Source organism: Actinomadura sp. CNU-125, assembly GCF_001942465.1.
Classification (GTDB): Bacteria; Actinomycetota; Actinomycetes; order Streptosporangiales; family Streptosporangiaceae; genus Spirillospora.
The window spans coordinates 37,058-55,335 of record NZ_MKJY01000310.1 but is presented as its reverse complement, the minus strand read 5'-3'; the positions used below and the strand labels follow the sequence as shown (position 1 = coordinate 55,335).

At 74.2% G+C, this 18,278-nt stretch carries 12 protein-coding genes and 1 pseudogene; 7 read left to right on the top strand and 6 right to left on the bottom strand.

Going from position 1 to position 18,278, the window contains the following annotated elements; all coding sequences use genetic code 11:
• Window positions 1–110 precede the first annotated feature (110 nt).
• The 4 genes from BJF79_RS30495 to BJF79_RS30480 all read left to right on the top strand — a co-directional run bounded on the left by BJF79_RS30495 (window position 111) and on the right by BJF79_RS30480 (window position 4,290).
• Window positions 111–662: a hypothetical protein gene (locus tag BJF79_RS30495; RefSeq protein ID WP_075902601.1), complete on the top strand. Its 552-nt coding sequence runs from the start codon at window positions 111–113 to the stop codon at window positions 660–662.
• Window positions 663–811: 149 nt separating this feature from the next.
• A complete protein-coding gene (locus BJF79_RS30490; protein WP_075902599.1) occupies window positions 812–1,885 on the top strand; it encodes a threonine aldolase family protein in 1,074 nt (357 codons plus the stop codon).
• A gap of 201 nt (window positions 1,886–2,086) precedes the next feature.
• Entirely contained in the window at window positions 2,087–3,277 is a 1,191-nt protein-coding gene (locus BJF79_RS30485) for a lipid-transfer protein (protein WP_075902597.1), read from the top strand.
• A 209-nt stretch (window positions 3,278–3,486) separates the two neighbouring features.
• On the top strand, window positions 3,487–4,290 hold the full coding sequence (locus tag BJF79_RS30480) for an oxygenase MpaB family protein (protein WP_075902595.1): 804 nt from the start codon (window positions 3,487–3,489) through the stop codon (window positions 4,288–4,290).
• Window positions 4,291–4,363: 73 nt separating this feature from the next.
• Here the strand turns inward: BJF79_RS30480 and BJF79_RS30475 are convergent, their stop codons facing one another.
• Window positions 4,364–5,524, bottom strand: coding sequence for an aminotransferase class I/II-fold pyridoxal phosphate-dependent enzyme (locus tag BJF79_RS30475; protein WP_075902593.1), 1,161 nt, complete (start codon window positions 5,522–5,524; stop codon window positions 4,364–4,366).
• Between the two features lie 594 nt (window positions 5,525–6,118).
• Here BJF79_RS30475 and BJF79_RS30470 point away from each other — a divergent pair.
• Window positions 6,119–7,283 (top strand): annotated as a pseudogene (locus BJF79_RS30470) (Cmx/CmrA family chloramphenicol efflux MFS transporter).
• On the opposite strand, the gene BJF79_RS30465 reads toward BJF79_RS30470, so the two are convergent.
• The 5 genes from BJF79_RS30465 to BJF79_RS30445 form a co-directional block, all read right to left on the bottom strand.
• Entirely contained in the window at window positions 7,235–8,044 is an 810-nt protein-coding gene (locus BJF79_RS30465) for an SGNH/GDSL hydrolase family protein (protein WP_075902609.1), read from the bottom strand. The pseudogene BJF79_RS30470 and the gene BJF79_RS30465 sit on opposite strands and share 49 nt — an antisense overlap.
• A 209-nt stretch (window positions 8,045–8,253) precedes the next feature.
• Window positions 8,254–9,543 carry an MBL fold metallo-hydrolase gene (locus BJF79_RS30460; RefSeq protein WP_075902591.1) on the bottom strand — a complete coding sequence of 430 codons (1,290 nt, stop codon included), beginning with the start codon at window positions 9,541–9,543 and terminating at the stop codon, window positions 8,254–8,256.
• A 466-nt stretch (window positions 9,544–10,009) separates the two neighbouring features.
• Window positions 10,010–12,979, bottom strand: a complete 2,970-nt coding sequence (locus BJF79_RS30455; RefSeq protein ID WP_075902589.1) for an ATP-binding protein — start codon at window positions 12,977–12,979, stop codon at window positions 10,010–10,012.
• A 407-nt stretch (window positions 12,980–13,386) separates the two neighbouring features.
• Window positions 13,387–14,733: a hypothetical protein gene (locus BJF79_RS30450; protein ID WP_075902587.1), complete on the bottom strand. Its 1,347-nt coding sequence runs from the start codon at window positions 14,731–14,733 to the stop codon at window positions 13,387–13,389.
• Between the two features lie 727 nt (window positions 14,734–15,460).
• On the bottom strand, window positions 15,461–16,243 hold the full coding sequence (locus BJF79_RS30445; protein WP_075902585.1) for a hypothetical protein: 783 nt from the start codon (window positions 16,241–16,243) through the stop codon (window positions 15,461–15,463).
• Window positions 16,244–16,578: 335 nt separating this feature from the next.
• Between BJF79_RS30445 and BJF79_RS30440 the strand changes: the two genes are divergently transcribed.
• Entirely contained in the window at window positions 16,579–17,571 is a 993-nt protein-coding gene (locus BJF79_RS30440; RefSeq protein WP_075902583.1) for an aldo/keto reductase, read from the top strand.
• 39 nt (window positions 17,572–17,610) lie between these two features.
• A complete protein-coding gene (locus tag BJF79_RS30435) occupies window positions 17,611–18,249 on the top strand; it encodes a GNAT family N-acetyltransferase (RefSeq protein ID WP_083734208.1) in 639 nt (212 codons plus the stop codon).
• Window positions 18,250–18,278 lie beyond the last annotated feature (29 nt).

The window sequence follows — 18,278 nt, the reverse complement described above, 5'->3', positions numbered from 1 at the left end:
GATCACCGGGGGCGGTTCACCGAAACGACACGTGATTTACATAAGGGGTTCGGGGCACGTTCGCCTAGAGTTAAAGGAGCATCCCGTCGCCGGCCCCTGGGGGGAGCATCATGACCGTTATCCCGGGTCTCGTCCGCCGCGCCGCCGCGGAGGCGGAACGCCAGTTGCGTGGAGGCGCCGCCCTCCTGTGCAGACTGGGCCGAGATCTGGAACGGTCGGCCGACCTGGAACGGCTGCTCCCCACGCACTCCGCCCGCCTGCGCGCCCTGGAGGACGCCCTCCACGCGCGGGACGCGCAGATGTGCGCGCTGCGCACCGAGCTCGACTCGCTCGTCGCGCAGCTCAACGACCGCCTCCTGCCGCGCATCGACGAGCGCATCGACGACACCGAACGGGACGTGTCGGCGGTCATGGCGGGCCTGGTCCGCGCCGGGCGCGAGACCGCCGAGCAGGGCACCCGGCTGGAGACCGCGGACCGCCGCCTCGACGACCTGCGCTCCCGCCTCGCGCAGCTCGAACAGCGGACCGGTCTGTGGCGCGACGTCCAGGCCAACATGGCCCGCCTCGGCGACGACCTCGACTCCCTGCGCGCGCGCCTGGTGGTGCACACCACCGAACCCGAACCGGCGCCCGTCCAGAACATCACCGACCGTCCCGCCTGATTTCGGACGGGCGTATCGTCGAAGGCCGGGCGCGTCGTGTTCAGGCGCGATGCGCCGAAGGTCCCGGACGTCCCGTTCACCGTTCCCCCGGCGCGGCACGGCGCGGTGCGCCCGGGGCACGGTCGTCGTCCAACCGAACGGAACCCGCCTTGACCTCTCCGGAGCCGGTCGCCCCCGCCACCACCGTTCCCGCCGCCCGCCGCGGATTCGCGAGCGACAACCACGCGTCCGTCCACCCCGAGGTCCTCGCGGCGCTCGCGGCGGTCAACGACGGGCACCAGCCCGCCTACGGGGCCGACACCGTCACCGCGCGGCTCGGCGAGATCGTCCGGGGGCACTTCGGCGCGCGCGCGGAGGCGTACCCGGTGTTCAACGGGACGGGCGCGAACGTGGTCGCGCTGCAGGCGATGTCGGAACGGTGGAGCGCGGTGATCTGCCCGGACGCGGCGCACATCAACACCGACGAGTGCGGCGCCCCGGAGAGGATCGCCGGGCTCAAGCTCGTCACCGCGCCCGCCCCGGACGGGAAGCTGACGCCCGCGGCGGTGGAGCGGCTCGCCGTCGGGTTCGGCAGCGTGCAGCGCGCGCAGCCCGCCGCGGTGTCGATCAGCCAGAGCACCGAGCTCGGCACCGTCTACACCCCGGACGAGGTCGCGGCGATCGCGGCGGCGGCGCACGGGCGCGGCCTCGGCGTCCACATGGACGGTGCCCGGCTGGCCAACGCGGCCGCGGCGCTCGGCGTCCCGCTGCGGGCCCTCACCACCGACGCGGGCGTGGACGTCCTGTCGTTCGGCGGGACGAAGAACGGGCTGCTGCTCGGCGAGGCCGTCGTCGTGCTGAACCCGGACGCCGCCCGCGGGGTCGAGTTCCTGCGCAAGTCGAGCCTGCAACTGGCGTCCAAGATGCGGTACGTGTCGGCGCAGCTCGTCGCGCTGCTGGAGGGCGACCTGTGGCACCGCAACGCCGCGCGGGCCAACGCGATGGCGCGGCGGCTCGCCGACGGCGCGGGCGCGCTGCCGGGCGTGGAGATCACCCAGGCGGTGCAGGCCAACACGGTGTTCGCGACCATGCCGAAGGACGTGTGCGAGCGGCTCCGCGAGCGGTTCGCGTTCTACGTGTGGGACGAGCGGACGGGCGAGGTCCGCTGGGTGTGCTCGTTCGACACCACGGAGGCGGACGTCGACACGTTCGTCGCCGCGCTCGCCGCGGAACTCCCGGGCTGACCCGGCGGCCGACCGGAGCCGACCCGGCGGCTGTCCCGGGGTCGGCCCGGCGGCGTCCCGGGGCTGACCTGGGGCCGGCCCGGACGCCCACCGGCCGGGACGTCCGCGACGATCCCGATCAACGGAACCAAGCGATCGCTTGGAAGCCGCGCCGCGTTATCGTGTCCCGAACTGGATTCGGTACCGAGAGAGGCGAGCCTGATGGCCAACCGCACCTTCGTCGTCGGCGTGGGCATGACCAAGTTCGAGAAGCCGGGCTCCCGCGACTGGGAGTACCCCGACATGGCCAAGGAAGCCGTCGGCAAGGCCCTCGAGGACGCCGGCGTCGGCTACGACAAGATCGAGATGGCCTACGCGGGCTCGATGTACGGGTCGATGGGCCAGCGCGCCCTCTACGAGACCGGCATGACCGGCATCCCGGTCATGACCGTCATGAACGCGTGCGCCACCGGATCCAGCGCGCTGTTCCTCGCCCGCCAGGCCGTCCGCGGCGGCCTCGCCGACTGCGCCCTCGCGCTCGGCATGGAGAAGATGAAGAAGGGCTCGCTCGGCGCGGGCATGGACTCCAAGGTCACCATCATCGACCACCACCTCCGCTCGATGACCGCGGGCCGCGAGTGGGAGCTGGACAAGGCGCCCATGCCGCAGATGTTCGGCAACGCCGGCCGCGAGCACATGGAGAAGTACGGCTCCACCCCCGACCACTTCGCCTGGATCGGGTGGAAGAACCACAAGCACTCGGTGAACAACCCGTACGCGCAGTTCCAGGACGAGTACTCCCTCGACGACATCAAGAACGCCACGATGGTGTTCGACCCGCTCACCAAGCTGCAGTGCTCCCCCACCTCCGACGGCGCCGGGGCCGCGCTCGTCGTCAGCGAGCGGTTCCTCGACGAGCACGACCTGTGGGACCAGGCCGTCGAGATCGCCGGGCACAACATCACCACCGACACCCCCGACAGCTTCGAGGACCACTCGTCCATCAACGTCGTCGGCTTCGGCTGCTCGCAGCGCGCCGCCCGCGCCGCGCTCGACGAGGCGCAGGTCGGCATCGAGGACGTCGACGTCATCGAGCTGCACGACTGCTTCAGCGCCAACGAGCTGATCACCTACGAGGCGCTCGGCATGGCCGGGGTCGGCGAGGGCCACAAGCTGATCGACGACCAGGCCACCACCTACGGCGGCAAGTGGGTCGTCAACCCGTCCGGCGGGCTGATCTCCAAGGGCCACCCGCTGGGCGCCACCGGCCTCGCCCAGTGCGCCGAGCTGACCTGGCAGCTGCGCGGCAAGGCCGGCGCCCGCCAGGTGGACGGCGCCCGCGTCGCCCTGCAGCACAACATCGGCCTCGGCAGCGCCTGCGCCGTCGCCGTCTACAAGCCCGCCACCGCCTGACCCGGCCGCCGGGCCCGTCCGCCCGGACGGACGGACGGGCCCGGCGCACGCGGCACATGCGACAAACCTCGCCTCTTGTCTCAGCAGTCTCCGCGCCTTACGCTCAAGGTCAGCAGACTTCGATCAGGAGGTGCGATGCCCGCCTCGCCCCCGACGGCAGCCCGCGCCCCGCTCGGCCCCGGCACCCTCCTCAGGCGGCACGCGGCGACGTGCGCTCCCTGCTGCCCGGCGCCGCCGCCGGGCTCCTGCAACTGCTGCACCCCGGGATCGGCGCCGGCGTCGGCGAGCACTCCGCGTTCTTCGACGCCCCGTTCGACCGCATCCACCGGTCCGTCCCGCAGATCTGGGCGACGATCCTCGCCCCCGACGGGGACGCCCGCGGCCGCGCCATCCGCGACCTGCACCGCGGCATCGGCGGCCGCGACGAACGCGCCCGCCGCTACCACGCCCTCGAACCCGAGACGTTCTGGTGGGCGCACGCCACGTTCACGTGGGAGATCTTCAAGGCCGCCGAACTGTTCCACCCCGGCACCCTCACCGCCGAGGAACACGAACGCATGTACGCCGAGACCGTCACCTGGTACTCCCGCTACGGCGTCAGCATGCGGCCCGTCCCCGCCGACTACGCCGCCTTCCAGTCCAAGTTCTGGCACGTCTGCGCCGAACGCCTCGAACTCACCCCCGCCGCGGCCCGCGCCCTGGAGATCGCCAAGCACGGCTCCGACACCGTCACCCTGCTCCCGGTCGGCGGCCCCCGCCTCGACCGCGCCGGACGCATCGTCGCCGAACGCCCCCTCCGCCTCGTCACGTTCGGCTGCCTCCCGCCGATCGTCCGCGACCGCTTCGACATCCCCTGGAGCACCCTCGACCAGGCCAGGTTCGCCGCCATGGCCCTCGCGAACCGGCAGGGCCACCGCATGATCCCCACCGGCCTCAACCACTGGGCGCTGCGCAGCATGCTCCGCTACATCGGCGCTCGGACCCGCGACCACCGCTACGTCCCCGCCGCCTGACCGGCGGCCGCCCTTGCCGGGGGGGGTGTGGGGGGTCGCCCCCCACAATGACACGCCTGACCGGCGGCGGCGGTCAGGCACGCGGCAGCGGAATCCGCGCACGGGCCTCCCGGCACACGGCGAGCACCAGCGACACGTCCTCGTCGGTCAGCGCCGCGTGCGCCGACAGCCGGACGAGGCTGCGGTGCGGCGACGCGGCCGGCTGGAACAGCGCGGCGCTGAACACGTCCCGCGCCATCAGCGCGTCCCGCAGCAGCAGCGCGTCCGCCTCCGTCCCCGTCTCGACCGCGACGATCTGCGTGTCGGCGTCGACGAGCCGGTACCCCATCCCGGCCAGGCCGTCCCGCAGGCGGCGGGTCACCGCCCCCAGCCGCTCCCGCCGCCAGCCCTCCTCGCGCACTATGCCGAGCGCCGCCCGCAGCCCCGCCAGGTCGTGCGGCGGCAGCGTCGACCCGCACACCGCCGGGAACGCCGTGTCGACGAAGTAGTCGGCGAACCCGGGACGGTCGCAGACGATCAGCCCCGCCCGCGCGTGCAGCGCCTTCGACAGGCTCGCGGTGCCGAAGTCGACGCGTCCCCCCAGCCCCGCCTCCGCCGCCAGCCCCTCGCCCCGCTCCCCGCGCACCCCCAGCGAGTGCGACTCGTCCACCACCAGCAGGCAGTCGCGCTCCTCGGCCAGCCGGACGAGCTCGTCGAGCGGGCAGCGCGCCCCGCTCGTCCCGTACACGGCGTCGACCACGACCACCCCGGACCCGCCGACGTCGATCCGCCGCCGCAGGTGGTCCACGTCGTTGTGCCGGAAGTACGCGATCTCCGCACCGGCCGCGCGCGCCCCCTCCCACAACGACAGGTGCGCCAGCGCGTCCAGGTACACCGGCACGTCCGGGCCCGCGACCACCTGCATCAACCCGGTGTTGGCGGCCCAGCCGGACGGGCACACGACCCCGGCCCGCGCCCCCATGTGCCGCGCCAGCGCCTCGCCCAGCAGGATCTGCGGATGGTCTGCGGGCGGGCGCCGCGCGCGCGAGACGGTCTCCCCGCTCTCCGCCGACCGCAGCCCCGCGATCATCGCCCCGGTGATCGCCGGATGTTCCCCGAGCGCCAGGTAGTCGCTGCAGGTCAGCACGACCGTCCGGTCGGCGTCGGGCGCGCGCGGACGGGGGGCTCGGGGCGCGTCGTCCGCACCGTGGAAGTCCCTGATGCGTTCGCCCAGGCGCTGATGCGCGCTCGTCATCGCCGTCCCTCTCCCCCGCAACGGATACGTCACTCAGTGTAGCGCGACCTAATCAGCATGTGAAAAGGATCTATGGAGTCGATCAAACCCGCGACGCCCCACCCGATCGCACGACAGGAGGCCTCAGACGACGGCCACCCCTCACGAATCCGACGCCCCGGGCCCGCGACGCGTCCCCTCCCGGTTCCGAGCAGGCGCCGACGGTCGACCTTCGAGTTCGTGACGGCGACGCCCGCGGCCGCGCCGGTCGGCGCCTTTACGTTGTAGATCACGAAATATCGGACATCGTGTCTTCCGCCTGCTAACCTGGCGCCCATATCCAGCCCCGACCCGGGTAGACGCTGACCGCCCCGATGGCCGCGTGCGTCGCGGACCAGCGGATCACCGTCCCGCGGGGCTTCCAGGGGATCTCCCCCTTCTCGCCGCGCTCCTCGACGCCCACACGTCGTCCCGTCTCGAAACGGCCTCGGCCGCCCGCGCGAACACGCGACCCGCCCGGTTCGGACGGTCTCGCGGCACGCCTCCCCGCACGGTCCGGCCCGTCCGGCCGCCCGTTCGCGGGCGCCGTGTCCGTTCGACGTCTCGGGAGCTTCCTTGCCCTTCGCCGTTTATGTCCTCGGGCTCGCAGTGTTCGCCCAGGGCACCTCGGAGTTCATGCTCGCCGGGCTGCTGCCCGGCATCGCCGCCGACCTGAGCGTGTCCGTCCCCGCCGCCGGGCTGCTCACGTCCGCGTTCGCCGCCGGCATGGTCGTCGGCGCGCCGCTGATGTCGCTGCTCGGCCGCCGGTGGCCGCGCCGCCGCGCTCTGCTGGCGTTCCTGCTCGTCTTCGTCGCCGCCCATGTCGCGGGGGCCGTGACCGGCGACTACGCGGTGCTGCTGGGCACCCGGGTCGTCGCCGCGTTCGCGAACGCCGGGTTCTGGGCGGTCGCCCTCGCCGCGGCCGCCCGGATGGTCGCGCCGGAGATCCGCGCCCGCGCCACCGCCGTCGTGGTCGGCGGCGTCACCGTCGCGTGCGTCGCGGGCGTGCCCGCCGGCGCGCTGCTCGGCGGGCACTGGGGCTGGCGGTCCGCCTTCTGGGCGGTCGCCCTGGTGTCGCTGCCCGCCGTCGCCGCCATCGCCCGGACGATCCCGGACGAGCGGCCCAACGCACCGAGCCCGCGCCGCGAACTGGGCGTCCTGCGCGACCGGCGCGTCCTGCTCGCGCTGCTGACGAACGCGCTCGTGCAGGGCGCGACGTTCTGCACCTTCACCTACCTGGCGCCGCTGGCCACGCGGGTGTCCGGGCTGGACGAGACGTGGGTGCCGGGGATCCTCGCGCTGTTCGGCGTCGGCGCGTTCGTCGGCGTGACGCTCGGCGGCCGGATCGCCGACGCGCGTCCGACCGTCCTGCTGTTCGCCGGGACGGGCGCGCTCGCGGTCGGCTGGGCGGCGCTCGCGCTCGCCGCCGGGAACGCGGCCGCCGCGACCGCGCTCGTCTTCGTGCAGGGCATGCTCGCGTTCGGGACGGGGCCCGCGCTGATCACCCGAGTCCTGGAGACGGCCGCGGAGGCGCCCACGCTGGCGGGCGGTTTCGCCACCGCCGCGTTCAACGCGGGCGCCGTCGCCGGGCCCTGTGCTCGGCGGCGTCGCGATCGGCGCGGGCCTCGGCTTGCGCTCCCCCGCGTGGACGAGCGCGCTGCTGATGTGCCTCGCGGCGGGCGTCCTCGCGGCTCAGGTCACGGTGCTGCGGGCGGTCGACCCGGTGAACGCGGGCAGGTAGCCGAGCCGGTGGCCGCGGGCCGTCGGGTGGTAGGAGTCCTCGAAGGGCCACGCGACGGCGTTGAGCCAGTCGTCGCCCGAGCACAGCTCGTGCCCGTCGAACTCGTCGCGGACGTCCGACCAGACGAACCCGGCGCGGCCCGCGGCCTTCTCGACCGTCTCGTCGAGGGCGTCCGCGGCGCCGTTCAGCGCCTTGCGCTTGGTGTTGCCGATCCCGATGCAGCCGCTGACGATCGTGTAGAGGCGCGGGTACCCGAGCACGACCACCCGCGCCTCCGGCGCCCGGTCGCGGATCTTCCCGTACAGGTCGTCGAGGCGGCCCGGCAGCGTGTCCCGCATGTACCGCTCGGCCTCGGCGACCCGGCTCTCGCACGCCGACGCGGTCTGCAGCACGCACGTCAGCATCACGTCGGAGAACCCCGCGTCGTTGCCGCCGACTGTGATACTGACGAGCGTGGTCGCGCCGCTCAGCGCGTCCAGCTGCCCGCTCGCGACGTCCGTCGAAGTCGCTCCGGAACACGCGACGAACTCGTACGATTCGGTCTCGTTCTGCGCGGCCCACAGATTCGGATAGGCGTTCGCGCTGCGCGTGCAGGAACCGCTCGCGGGATCGTAATCCCCGGCGCCCGTTCCGGACGAGTAGGAATCACCGAGAGCAACATATCGGGCCCCGGCCGCCGAAGCGGACGCGGGCCAGGCGAACGAGCCGGCGGCTAGGACGACCGCGCCGAGAGCGGCCAGGCAGGGGCGGGAGATTCGCATCACCACTCCGGGGAAAATCGATTGGCGTCACCCCGATTCTTACCCGCACCGCCATTCACTCAAGCCACCGGACAGATCAACTAATTTCGTCATATATCGCTATTGAACCGCATCCAGAACGGGCACCCGCTGATCATCAATCACATCCGGAACAGCCAATACCCTGAACGACACAATCCAGTACCGCCCGGCTTCGGACGCCGCGTCGCTCACGGACGCCACGCGCCCGTGCCGACCGTCGCGCGGTCGCGGACGCGCAACGTCTCGCGGAACGCCCGCTGCCGGTGCGCGACCCCGTGCACGAGCATCGTCCGTCCGGGCGCGACCTCGTCGACGACGTCGAGAAGACCCCGCCGGTCGGCGTGCGCGGACAGCCGCATCGTCGCGACGCGGGCGCGCACCGGGACGGTCGCCTCGCCGGCGCGGTCGGGCAGCGTGAACTCACCGCCCGTGTCCGCCAGGTCCCGCAGGGCGCGTCCGGGCGACTCCTCGTCCTGGTAGCCGGAGATGAACAGCGCGCTGCCCGGCTCCGGCAGGATCCGCCGCGCCCACTGCAGGGCCGGCCCGCCGGTCAGCATCCCGGACGTCGAGATGACGACGCCCGTCCGGAACGTGTCGAGTTCCCCCGGGCGCGCCGCCACGGCCGTCCCGCCGCCCAGGATGCGCAGGGACGGGTCGAGCAACTCGAACTCGGCGGACAGGTCGGCGGCCATGCCGTCGATGCGGACCGGCACCTCCGGCAGCCACCGCTTCATGATCAGCGCCAGCTCCTGGGCCCGGCCCAGCGCGAACGCCGGGATCAGCACCCGGCCGCCGCCCCGGTGCACGTCGGCGACGGCCCGCACCAGCTCCCCGACCCGCATGCCGCGGTCGTCGTGCTCCTCGGCGCAGCAGGTCGACTCCATGACCAGCAGGTCCGCGCCGCGGGCCGACTCGGGCACCGCGTACCCGTCCACGGTTTCCTGCCGGAAGCCGGAAATGTCCCCGGTGACGACGACGCGGCGTCCGCCCGCGTGCACGACGACGCCCGCCGCGCCGAGGACGTGCCCCGCCGGAAACAGCTCGACGGTCAGCGCGCCGATCCCGCGGGGCGCTCCGAACGCCAGTTCCTCGCAGCGCCGCACCGCCGCCGCCACGTCGTCCCGTCCGTACAGGGCCGCCGCCCCGGCGTCACCCCAGCGAGCGCGACCGCGCTCCCGCCCCGCCATCACCTTCACGGCGTCGGTCCACATCGCCGGCATCAGCGCCGTGGTCGGCGGAGTGGCGACGACCCGCAGGTCCGGACGCCGCGCGACCAGCCCGGGCACGTACCCGCAGTGGTCGGTGTGGGCGTGCGTCACCACGACGGCGTCGAGCGGCCCGTCGAACGCCCGCGCGATGTCGCGCGGCGGACCGCCCGGGTCGCCCGGCCGCAGGCCGGCGTCGACGAGGATCCGCGTCCCGCCCGCCTCGACCAGCAGGCACGACCCGCCGATGTGGTCGTCCCCGCCGAGCGGCACGACCCGCAGGTCCAGCTCCCGGACGCCGCGACCGGCGGCGGCGACGGATCCACGATCGCCCGCAGCATCGCCAGGACGTCGTCCGGGGCGCGGCCCGCGGCGCGTGCGGCGGCCACGAGGTGCTCGTCGCGGCGCCGCGCCGGTTCGAGGTTGCGCGGGTCGCGCGCCGCCGCGTCGTCCTCCGGCGCCGAGCGGCCCCCTTCGAGCAGGCCGAGCAGCCCCGCGGCGAGACCGCGCGGATCCGTCCAGCGGAGCTGCTCGTTCCCGAGCCGCTGCCGCAGTACGGACAGTTGCTCGTCCCGCTCGGCGAGCGCGTCCCGGGCGTCCTCCAGCAACCGGCCGTTCACCGCCGCCTCCCGCCGGGCGTGGCCGAGCCGCCCGCGTTCGGCGGCGAGCCGCGCCCGCAGGTCCCCGATCCTGCGCTCCCTGCGCTCGGCGGCACGGTCCCGGACCGGCGTCACCCATTTCACGGCCGCCCTGACGATCTCGTCGTCCGGGTGCAGCAGGACGGCGGCGAGCGCACGTGCGCGGCCGTCCGCCCGGGCCCCGGCGAGCCGCGCCGCCGCCCGGCGCCGCAACGCCGGGAACCGCTGCAGCGCCGCCAGCAGCATCGGAGTCCTTTCCTTGACGAGGACGTCCGGGCGGACGCAGGTCCGCGCCGGACGGCCGGTCGAGCACGACGGACGCGGCGGCGCGCAGGACGGCGGCGAGCGCCTCCTCGTCGCGGATCACCGGTCCGCCGCCCACCGGGTCGCCGCGGCGAGCACGGGCTCGCAGGACAGCCGTCCGTCCGCGGGGAACAGCGCCCCCAGCGCGCACAGGGCATCCACCAGGTCGGCGGTTCCGGCGTAGCCCCGCTCCGCCAGCGCGGCCGGGCCGAGGTCCGGCGCCGACTCCTCGCCGTGCAGTTCGAGGAGGGTCGCCAGCTCATCGGGCGCATCGGGTTCCTCGGCGACGAGCACCCGCCAGGCTGCGGCCAGGCAGGGATCGTCCAGGACTCCGGTCGAGGCGACGAACTCCGCCGGACGCTCCCGCAGCCCGCGGACGCACTCGTCCAGGACCTCCTCGCGTCCGGTCCCCGACTCCGCGAGCCGCCGGACGACCCGGCCGATGAGCGTCGGCCAGCCGCCGGTCCGCTCCAGCAGCGCCTCCTGGCCCGCCTCGTCGGGGAAGCCCTGCTGGGAGTCCTCCGACATCCACTGCCGGACCGCCGCCGCGTTGAACCGGCCGAGTTCGACCAGTTCGACCCCGTCGCGCCCGCGGCGCGCACCCACGCGGGCGCGAGCGCCGAGCCCGCCACCAGGACGACCGCGAGGGTGCCGCGGCGGTGCGCCGCGACCGCCGCGGACGCGTCGGCGAGCCGCTGCTCGAAGTGGTGCCGGGGACGCCCGTTCGGCACGTCCACCACGATGACGGTGTGGCCCTCGTGCCGCTCGGCGCGCGTGCGCGCGCCGTCGAAGGTCAGATCGTCCCGGCCCACCCGGTACACGCGGAGGTCGGTCCGCTCGGTCTCCTCCGCCTTCAGTGTCGGATGCACCCGGTCGCCGCGCAGGGCGCCGGACCCTGCCACGACGTGGACCAGGTCGTGCGGGCGGGTGATCCTGGCGAGCTGTGCGCTGCTGAGCGGAGCGCGCTCCGGGCCGTCGCCGTAGGCGCCGCGGTAGGAGTGCGCGTCGAAGGCGTCCGGCAGCTCGAACTCCCCGGCGTTGTCCAGGACCTTCTGGACGTCGTCGATACCGCCCAGGAGATTGAGGATGTGCGGGGTCCGGAGCCGGTACCGGTCCGCGGAGAGGCCGAGCACGCCCAGGTTGACGCACTCGTCGAGCAGGCCGCGGAAGCCGTCCCCGGTGCAGCCCTCGAACCCGTCCGGCCAGGCGCGCCGGCACTGCTCCCACAGCTCGCCGACGCTCAGCGTCTCGTCCGCCCCGACCGCCAGTGCGTGCAGCGCCACGCTGTAGGCGATGACCTTGTAGCGCTTGTCGAGGTTCAGGGTCCATTCGAACCGGTCGCGGAAGCCGCGGACCAGGTTCTTGTCCCGCCAGACGGCCTCGACGTCCGCGTGGGTGATCTCGTACGGGAGGGTCCTCGCGGTGGCGGGGTCGCGGCGCAAGCGGGTCAGCAGCTCCTCGGCGAACAGCTGGACGAGCGCGGGCGCGTTGTTCGCTTCCGCGATCACCCGGGCCGCGAGTGTCTCCGGGAACCGGAAGCCGAGCGCCGCGAGCGGCCGGACGAGCAGGTCGAAGGCGTTCTGCGGTTCCAGCGGGCCGACGGCGACGGGCGTCCCGAGGTGGGCGAGCGGCTGGTTGGGCAGGCTCTGGAAGCGGGCGGTCTGGTGCAGACCCGCGAACACGACCTTGAACCGGTCGTCGGTCTCGTCCATGAGGTCGCGCAGCGCGGTGACGTTCTCGAACCGGCCGTCCTCGGCGTCCTGGTTCAGGAAGTGATCGGCCTCGTCCAGCAGGACGAGCACCTGGCGCGCCCGGTCGGCCCGCGCCCACTCGCGGACCGCGTCCCGGACCTGGTCGCGCTGTCCGATCCCCTCCGGGATCAGGCCCGCCCGCGCGAGCTCGGCGGCGAGCTTCGGCCACAGCGACTCGGCCGGAGCGACCTTCCCCACCGTCTGGATGTTCTCAAGGATCACCCTCCGGCCGGGGTCGGTGCGCCGGATGTCCCGTTCGGCCTTGCGCAGCAGCGCCGACTTCCCGAGCTGCCGTCCCCCGTACACGAAGGAGCAGCGGATGCGGCCGGTCACGTCGCGGAGCTGCGCGTCGCGTCCGTAGAACATCTCGTCCGGGACGTCGCCGACGGGCGCGTACGGGTTGGTGGCGGTGAAGGGGGCCGTCAGCGCGACCGCCGCGGACCAGTCGGCCTCGGGCAGGCAGGCCAGGTAGCCGATCGCCGCGTCGTCGAGGACCGCGGTCACCGGCGACGGGCGCCGCCGCGCCGCGATCGCGAGCTGCCGCCGCTCCTCCGAACCCAGCACGCCGAAGTAGAACACGAGGATGGTCTGGTCCTCCGGCTGCCCCTTGAGTAGCTCGATGAGCTGCTGCGGGCCGGGCCTGCGCCACACCAGCACGAGGCGGAGCCGGTCGCCGGACGGGCTCATCCGCGACCCGAAGGCCGGGAGCGGCGTCTCCCCCACCCACCGGACGTCCTCCAGGTCGATCCAGGTCCGGTGCTGTTCCCTGGGCCCCTCCCGCTGCGCCCCCTCCAGGCCGATCATCTTGAGGATGGCGGTGACGCCGGAGCGCAGCGTCGCCTCGGTCTTGGACCCGAGACCGCACGCCTTCCACTGCCGCAGCCCCTCCCTGGCCTCCTCACGGCGGGCGTTGCGCAGCGCCGGGATCTTGACGCCCGCGCCGCTCAGGAGGCCCGCGAGGTCCGGGTCGCCGACGTCCCTGCCCCGCTGCAGGGCGTCCATCAGCTCGGTGAGCACCTCGCTGGTCTCCTGCTTGCGGGCGCGGCTCCCGGCCCGGACGCCGATGTCGGCGAAGGTCCGCGGGAACGCCGGGTAGAAGCGGTCCAGGTGCGCGGCGTCCCCGGACGCCAGCGGCGGCGGGTTGCCGTCCTCGAGCTGGGCGAGGAACTCGCGGGCGGTGGTCAGGTCGCCCGCCTCGACGCGGCCGCGGACGCGGTCCGCGACGGCCGCGTCCAGCCCGCCCGCCGCGGTCCGCTCGGCGAGCCGGGCACGCTCGCGGCCGATCGCCGCCTCGCGGTCGGCCCGCAGCGCTTCCCGAAGCGACTCCAGCGCCGCGCTCGACGCGGTCGAAGTCGACCCGGTCGCCGTCGAGCGCGCGCAGCCGCTCCTCCGCGCCGCGCGCCTGTTCCTCGGTCAGCACCCCGTCACGCAGCCACACCGCCGCCAGGTCGCGCACGTCCTCGATCGCGCGGTCCCGGTCGGCGCGGGCCGCCGCGACCAGCTCGTCGCGCGCCGCGCCCCCGGGCCGCCGCCGCGGGATCCGTGTGTTCCAGGACGGTGACGATCCCCAGCGTGCCCTCGTGGTCGCGGCGCGCCGCCCGTCCCTCGAAAGCCGCGTCCCAGTCTTCCGCGGCGGCGAGCGCGACGGGCACGAGGACGTCGATGGACGGTGCGGTGCGCGGTTCCAGGCCGTCCGGGTCGAGTGGAAGCTCCGGGGCCAACAGCAGATGGCGGCCGACGACATGGGCCGCGGGCGGTTCCGGCGCGTCGAAGGTCTCCCCCGACAGCAGGTCGAACGCCCGGCCGAGCAGGCCGCGGGCGGCGTCGGCGGCGGCCGCGAGCAGCGGGTCGTCCGAACCGGAACCGAGGTCGGTGAGCGTGCTCTCGACCGCCTCCCGGCGTTCCCCCGCGACCTCCTGCAGCCGGCCGAGCGGGCCGAGCCGCCAGTCCTTCGCGTCGGCCGCGCCGCCGCCCGCCTGCGTGACCGCGGTGGCCCAGCCGGTCACCGTCGCGAGCGCGTCCGCCGCCTTCTTCACCAGCTGGGCGTGCGCCCGCGCGATGATCTTCTTGTTCTTCCGCCGCGCGCCGAGCCGGCCGGCGTGCTCGTCGATCAGCCGGTTGATCGCGTCGCCGGACCGCAGCCGCATCGCCTCGGCGATCACGGCGGCCGCCGCGTCCGGATCGTCCTCGGCGGCGATGGCGAGCAGCCGTCCGATCGGGCCGTCGGGGTGGATGAGGCTCTTCCAGACCTCGGTGGCGAACTGGTATCTGATCTTCTGGTGCGGCGCTTCCTCCAGCATCCGCACGGCCTCCGCCACGGCGTTGCGCCGGTCCGTCGCGGCCTCGGCCGTGCCCCGGATGCTCCCCGCGAGACCCGGCCCGAGGTAGGCGCCGCTGCGCGCGGCCCGGACGAACGCGTCCCCGCACGCCGCGAGCTCGGGGCGGGCCGACACGACGACGGTCAGTTCTTCCAGCAGTCGCGTGGACTCGGGCGTCGGGTGGACGAGCCCGGCGCGGATCGCGGCGGCCCAGGCCAGCAGGCCGCCGACGGGGTCGTCGGCGAGCGAGCGCGCGGTCAGGTCGCGCGCGCCGCGGCGAACTCCGCCGACAGCGCCCCCGCGAACGCGGTCATCTCGGCGGCCAGCGCGGCGCAGCGCCGGGCGCGCTCCTCCGCCGGTGGACGTCCGGCGCCACGTCCACAGCCTGCCCGCCAACCCGAACCGCCCGGTGCGGAGCGCGGCGGCCTCGGCACGGACGAGTTCGGGCGGCAACGCGGGAACCGCGGCGGCGCGCGCTCGTCCAGGACACGGCACCGCCGTCCGCGGGCGGGCCGGACGCCTCCGGTTCCTCGGCGGCGGGCGCCGTTTCGCGCACCGGCGTGTTCCGCTCCCGCTCCGCCGCGGGCCGGGGCCTCGGTACGGCCGCGGGCGCCGTGGAACCGAGGGGCTTCTGGTCTGAGGTGGACGCTGCGAGGAACGCGTCGAGCCCGGCCAGCTCGTCTTCGTCTCCGCCGGCGGCGCCGTCGGCGGCCGCCGCCTCGGGAACGGACGGCTCTTCGTGGCCCGCGCGCGGTTCGGCGGCGGGGGCGTCGTCCTCCGCCGGGCGCGGCACGAGGGAGAGCTGCGCCATGAGAGCGAGATCGACGAGCACCTTCCACCGGTCCGGCAGTTCGGCGCGCGCCCGCTCGGCGAGGCCGGGGGCGCGCAGCGCCTCCTGCGGCAGCGCCCTGACCTCGATGAGCTCCGCGAGGGCGGCCAGGCCGGGCGCGCCGTCGCGGCCGCGGCCCGGCGCACCTCGACGAGGATCCCGGCGACCTGGCCCGGTCCCTCGATCCCGTGGAGGGCGCTCATCCTGGCGCGGGCGCGCCGCGTGTCGAGGGCGCCGGCGACGGCGGCGGCGAGTTCCGGCAGTTCCGCCTCGCGCGTGCCCGGGACGGCGGCGTCCACCCGAACGCGCACGGCGTCCAGGTCCGTCACCGCCGCGCGGATCGCCGCGAGGTCATCGTCGTCCGGCCGCCGTTCCTCCCGGAAGGATGCGGCCGCCCGGTCGGCGGCCCGCGCGCGCCTCGTCGAACCGCCGGCGCAGCTCGTCGAGGGCGGCGGTCAGGTCATCGAGGGCAGGCGGGGAGGGCATCGGCGTTCCGTTCTTCTCTTCCGTGTCGGACGGGCGGCGCGCGATCCGCCGCAGATCCCGCAGTTCCACCGGGTGCTCGGGAAGGTCGGGGCGGTCGCCCCGCAGGCCGTCCCAGGCGGCCCGGGCGGCGGGCTCCGCCAGCAGTGCGAGCGCCACCACGGCGAGCGGCCGCCCCTTCGCGACGGCGCACGCCAGCCACCAGCGGACGATCGTGTCGGGGACGTCGGACGCGAGCAGCGAACGGAGCGCGGGCGCCCGTTCCAGGACGTCGCCGGCCGTCGCGTCGTCGAGCAGCCGGACGCAGTCGTCCGCGCCGAGCCCGTCCACGTTGCCGAAGACGTGCAGCGCGGGCGCCGCGAGGATGTCGCGCAGCGCCGCCCGGCGGCGCGGCTCGCCGTGCCGGAACGTGCGCAGCAGCAGGTCGGCGGCGCCGGGCGGCGGTCTGCGCGCGGCGCCCAGCCGCAGGACGCCGAGCAGGTCGCGAACGTGCTCCGGCGGCGCCGTGCGCAGGAAGGCCGCCACGTCTTCGGTCGAGATCGCCGACAGGGCCTCCCGTTCGAGTTCCGCCGTCGGTACGGCCCCCTCCCCGAGACGGCCGAACGGCGCCGCCCCCTCCTGACGTCCCGGGCAACGAGAGCTGCGTCCCATGGAGACCCCGCTTCACGATCGTCGTGATGTTGCGCTGACCATACCGCCATCTCCACGACATCTCCATCAAAGGACGGAATTTTTGTTGATCAAGTTCACAACACATGGATCGGACGACGGGCACGTCCCAGGTGATCCGCATCATGACAGGGCCCACGCGGGCGAACCACAGAAACGGCGGGAAGTAAGGCGAATCAGACCCCGAGGCGTGCCGCACCCCGGCCCGGGGCGATCGCGGGCGAGCGTCCATAACGATCGGCTATGACGCCTTGTCTTGGACGGCCGGGGCCCCGCGGGCCCACGCTTGGACGCATTCCGATCTTGAGGAGCATCCAGTGAGCATCCTTCCCACCCGTTCCCTCGGACGGCTCGAAGTGTCCGCGATCGGCTTCGGCGCCATGGTGCTGTCGCCCGGCGTGTACGGGGAGGTCGACGACGAGCGGGGCCTGACGGCGCTGCGGCACGCGTTCGACCACGGCGCCGCGTTCGTCGACACCAGCGACGGCTACGGCGTGGACGGCCACAACGAGCGGCTGGTCGGACGGGCGTTGCGGGGGCGCCGGGACGACGTCGCGGTCGCGACGAAGTTCGGCTTCAACCTGCCGGACGGCGTGGAACCGCACCCGTTCCCCGTCGGGTTCGCGTTCGGGGAACTGGCGGTCAACTGCGACCCCCGGCACGTCCGGGGCTACGCGGAGACGAGCCTGCGCAACCTTGGGACCGACGTCATCGACCTGTACTACCCGCACTTCCCGGACCCGCAGGTGCCGATCGAGGACACCGCGGGCGCGGTCGGCGAACTCGTCTCGGACGGGCTCGTCCGGTACTTCGGGCTGTCGAACGTGACCGCCGACCAGCTGCGGCGCGCCCACGCGGTCCACCCGGTGCAGGCCGTCCAGACGGAGTGGTCGATGTGGCGTCCCGTCGACCCCGGGCTGCTCGCCGCCGCGCGGCAGCTCGGCGTCGGCCTCGTCGCCTGGAGCCCGCTCGGCGCGGGGTTCCTCACCGGCACGGTGGACAAGATCGAGGACGGCGACTTCCGGAAGAACAACCCCAAGTTCGACGACGCCAACCTCGCCGCCAACCGCGACTCGTACGCGGCGGTGCGGGAGATCGCCGCCGACCTCGGCGTGTCGCCGGGCCGGCTCGCGCTCGCGTGGCTGCTGCACCGCGGGCCGGACGTCGTGCCGATCCCCGGCAGCCGCACTCCGGCGCACATCGAGGAGAATCTGGCCGCCGCGCGCGTCGAACTGTCCGCCGACGTCCTCGCCCGCATCGACGGCGCCCTGTCCGGAGTGACCGCGTCCGGCGGGACGCTCCTGCGGTGAAGTGGAATACTGCCGGAGACCGCGACCCGTGGGGGCCTGGTGGAAATCCGGACGTTCCAGGAAGACGACCGCGCCGAACTGCGGAAACTGTTCGCACGGGCGGGTGAGGGGTCGCCCGTCGAGTCATTATGGGGCCATCCGGAATCCGAGGCGGACATCTATCTGACGCCCTACATCGACCTGTATCCCGACTCTCTGTTCCTCGCCGTTTCCGAAGGGCGGCTCGTCGGTTATCTGACGGGCTGCCCCGACACCTCGTCCTTCCCGAGCGAGGACGAACTCCTGGTGCGGGCCGTCAGGAAGCATCGGCTGCTCTTACGCCGGAAGTCCGTGGCTTTCATCGCGCGCAGCATGACAGACCTGGCGGGGGCCGCGGTCCGGCGGCGGCCCACCGCGAAAGGCTTCGACGATCCGCGATGGCCGGCGCACCTGCACCTCACCGTCGCGCCCGAAGCACGCGGGACGGGCGCCGCCGACGGCCTGATGAACGGGTGGCGCGACCGTCTGCGGGCCGTCGGATCGCCCGGCTGCCACCTGCAGACATTGCGGGAGAACACGCGCGCCGTACGTTTCTTCCGCCGCATGGGATTCGCCGAACACGGCCCGGCCGTCTTCGTCCTCGGAATCAGGAACGGCGGCGAGAAACTGCACCAGCAGACGATGGTGTGGGCCCCCTAGGGCGGACGGCCCGGCCGGTGCGAAATACT

Coding starts and splice junctions, on each gene's coding strand:
- BJF79_RS30495 (WP_075902601.1), top strand. CDS start 111: ATGACCGTTATCCCGGGTCTCGTCCGCCGCGCCGCCGCGGAGGCGGAA.
- BJF79_RS30475 (WP_075902593.1), bottom strand. CDS start 5,524: ATGACGAGCGCGCATCAGCGCCTGGGCGAACGCATCAGGGACTTCCAC.
- BJF79_RS30445 (WP_075902585.1), bottom strand. CDS start 16,243: ATGGGACGCAGCTCTCGTTGCCCGGGACGTCAGGAGGGGGCGGCGCCG.
- BJF79_RS30485 (WP_075902597.1), top strand. CDS start 2,087: ATGGCCAACCGCACCTTCGTCGTCGGCGTGGGCATGACCAAGTTCGAG.
- BJF79_RS30465 (WP_075902609.1), bottom strand. CDS start 8,044: ATGCGAATCTCCCGCCCCTGCCTGGCCGCTCTCGGCGCGGTCGTCCTA.